2 protein-coding genes are annotated in these 2,635 nt (G+C 66.1%); both read right to left on the reverse strand.

Translation table 11 applies throughout. From position 1 onward, the window contains the following. Positions 1-95 precede the first annotated feature (95 nt). Positions 96-851: an IS21-like element helper ATPase IstB gene (istB, locus tag ACJH6J_RS30215; protein WP_074360265.1), complete on the reverse strand. Its 756-nt coding sequence runs from the start codon at positions 849-851 to the stop codon at positions 96-98. Between the two features lie 54 nt (positions 852-905). Beyond that, complete coding sequence (istA, locus tag ACJH6J_RS30220) at positions 906-2,450, reverse strand: IS21 family transposase (RefSeq protein ID WP_109558051.1); 1,545 nt, start codon at positions 2,448-2,450, stop codon at positions 906-908. Positions 2,451-2,635: the final 185 nt, after the last annotated feature.

Consider the following 2,635-nt stretch of genomic DNA (forward strand, 5'->3'; position numbering starts at 1 on the left):
GCTGTCGTCGGTCACGTAATTCCCCAGGGGTTGCTGTCACGTAATTCCCCAGGTGTGGGCCTCGTGTTGGTCTTACCGGTCGGGGCGGGCGTTGTCTAGGTGGTGGTGCGGCCGGGTCGTTTCCGGGGTCGGTAGCTGGGTCCGTCCATGAGGACTTGGTGGCTGGTGTTGATCAGTCGGTCGAGTAGGGATTCGGCCACGACGGGGTTGGGGAACAGCGGGTACCAGTCTTTGGGGGCGCGGTTGCTGGTCAGGATGAGGGGTTTGCCAGCGATGGCCCGGTCGGAGACCAGATCGTAGAGATCGTCGGATTGGGTGGTGGTGTGCTCACGCATCGCGAAGTCATCGACGATCAGTACCAGGGGCCGGGTGTACTCGCGCATGCGCTGGCCGATGGTGCGGTCGGCGTGTCCGCCGGCAAGGTCGGCGAGCATGCGGGCGCATTTGACGAAGCGGATGTCCCCGCCGCGGCGGGCTACGTGATGTCCGAGTGCTTGTGCCACATGGGTTTTGCCGACGCCGACGGGGCCGTAGAGGATGACTGATTCGCCGGCGTCGAGCCAGCGCAGGGCGGCCAGGTCGCGCAGCATCGCGGCGGGCAGTTTCGGGTTGGCGGTGAAGTCGAAGTCTTCGAAGGTGGCCTGTTCTTCGAACTTGGCGCGGCGCAATCGCCGTGTGAGAGCGGCGGATTCGCGGCGGGCGATCTCGTCTTGACAGAGGGCTTGCAGGAATTCGAGGTGGCCGAGGCCGCCGTCGCGGGTTTGGGCGAGCCGGGCATCGAGGGTGTCGAGCATGCCGGACAGTTTCAGGGTGCGCAGCGCGGTGCGTAGCGCCGGATCACAGATAGACATGGTGGGCTTCCTTTGAAGGTTGATTATGTTGCAGCAGTGTGGAATTGGTGACGATCAGGCGATGATGCCGGTATCGGTGCCGAACTGGTCGGGGCCACGCAGAAACGCCCCCGCCGCGCCGGTGCTGGCGGGCGGTTCGTCGCCGGCGTGTTCGGTGCCGGCGGCCAGGATGCCTTTGATGGTGCGGTAGGACGGGTCACCGACGGCGATGGCGCGGGCGCACGCGGCCTCCAACCGGTCGCAGCCGTGTTTGTCGCGCAGCCCGAGCACTCCTTGCGCGGCGCGCAGATGGTGGATGGCGTTGTCGGCCATGAACGCGGCGATCACCGCGACGCAGGCCGGGCCGACCAGTTCGGCGGTGCGCCGGCACCAGGTCGGGGTTTTCATCGCGAACGCGACCTTCTCCGGCGGGTAATGGGCGAAGTCGGTCGAGCGCCCCGATGGGCGGCGCACGTGGATGGCCACCACCGCATCGGCGTGAAAGACCTGTACCACGTCGCCGGCGGTGCGGGCATGCAGGCGTTGCCCGATCAGCCGCCACGGCACCGAGTACAACGCCTTGCCGACCTTGAGGTGCGCGTCGGTGCCGACGGTGCCGATCGACCAGGTGGACAGTTCAAATACTCTGGGCGGCAACCCGATCAACGCGCTGGCTTCGATCGCTTCAAACACCCGCAACGGCGGCGCGCCCTCCAGTGCCCGACACGACCTCGCCCCGGCCACCTCGATGCTCCAGCGCTGGGCGTCGGTTTGCATCGCGGGCAGCCCGTCGAACTGGCGGCCGCGCCAGAACGAATCCCGGATGTATTGCATGGGCCGTTCGACGCGGGGTTTGTCTTTGGGTTTGAACGCCCGCGCCGGGTCGATCAGGGTGCCGTAGTGGGTGGCCAGCTCGGCATAGGCGCGGTTGATCTTCGGGTCATACAGGTCGGGTTTGTCCACCCCGGTCTTGAGGTTGTCACACACCAACCGGGCCGGGACCCCGCCGAAGAACTCGAACGCCGCGACATGGCAAGCGCACCAGGTGGTTTGGTCCATCCGGATCACCGGGCGCACGAACAGGTGCCGCGAACACGCCAACACCATCACGAACGCCCACACCGCCACCCGGCGGCCCACCGCGGGATCGAACCACATGCCCAGGCGACCGTAGTCGATCTGCGCTTCACTGCCCGGCTCGACCGGCCCGCGCGGCACGGTCACCTTCGCTCGTGCCACCTCTTCCGCGAAATGTGTTGCGATCCAACGCCGAACCGAGGACTCCGACACCGCTACCGCATGCTCGTCCCGCAACCGCTGAGCGATCGTGGCGATCGTGACATCGGCATCGAGCCAGGTCTTGATCTGGTCCCGGTGCGGTTCGATCAGCGGCCAGGTCAGCGCCCGCGCCGCAGGATCGGACAGTTCCGGGAACCACCCGCCGATCAGCTCCGACCACTGTGGCGCGGTCAGCGGCTCGGTACCCGGGCCGATACCCGCCGCGACCGCCGGAGCCAAATATTTGCGGACGGTCTTGCGGTCAATGCCCAGCGACTCCGATAACTGGACCTGCGAACGGCCCGCGTGCCAGTGGGTGAACAACTCGACCAAATCGAGCATCACGATACTTCTCCTCGCCATCAGCGCCCTTCCATCCACCATCAGATGGATGCAGAGCGAACCGGTAAACGAGGCCCACACCAGGCAGACACACCGCCCAGGGTGGGGAATTACGTGACAGCCAGGGTGGGGAATTACGTGACGGACAACCCCTCAAACCTGGGGAAATACGTGACCGCTGACAC

Origin of the sequence: Mycobacterium sp. SMC-18 (genome assembly GCF_045310895.1) — a bacterium.
GTDB lineage: Bacteria > Actinomycetota > Actinomycetes > Mycobacteriales > Mycobacteriaceae > Mycobacterium.

What these genes read in the sequence shown, in the direction of transcription:
- istB (WP_074360265.1), bottom strand. Translation starts at nt 851, where the DNA reads ATGTCTATCTGTGATCCGGCGCTACGCACCGCGCTGCGCACCCTGAAA.
- istA (WP_109558051.1), bottom strand. Translation starts at nt 2,450, where the DNA reads ATGCTCGATTTGGTCGAGTTGTTCACCCACTGGCACGCGGGCCGTTCG.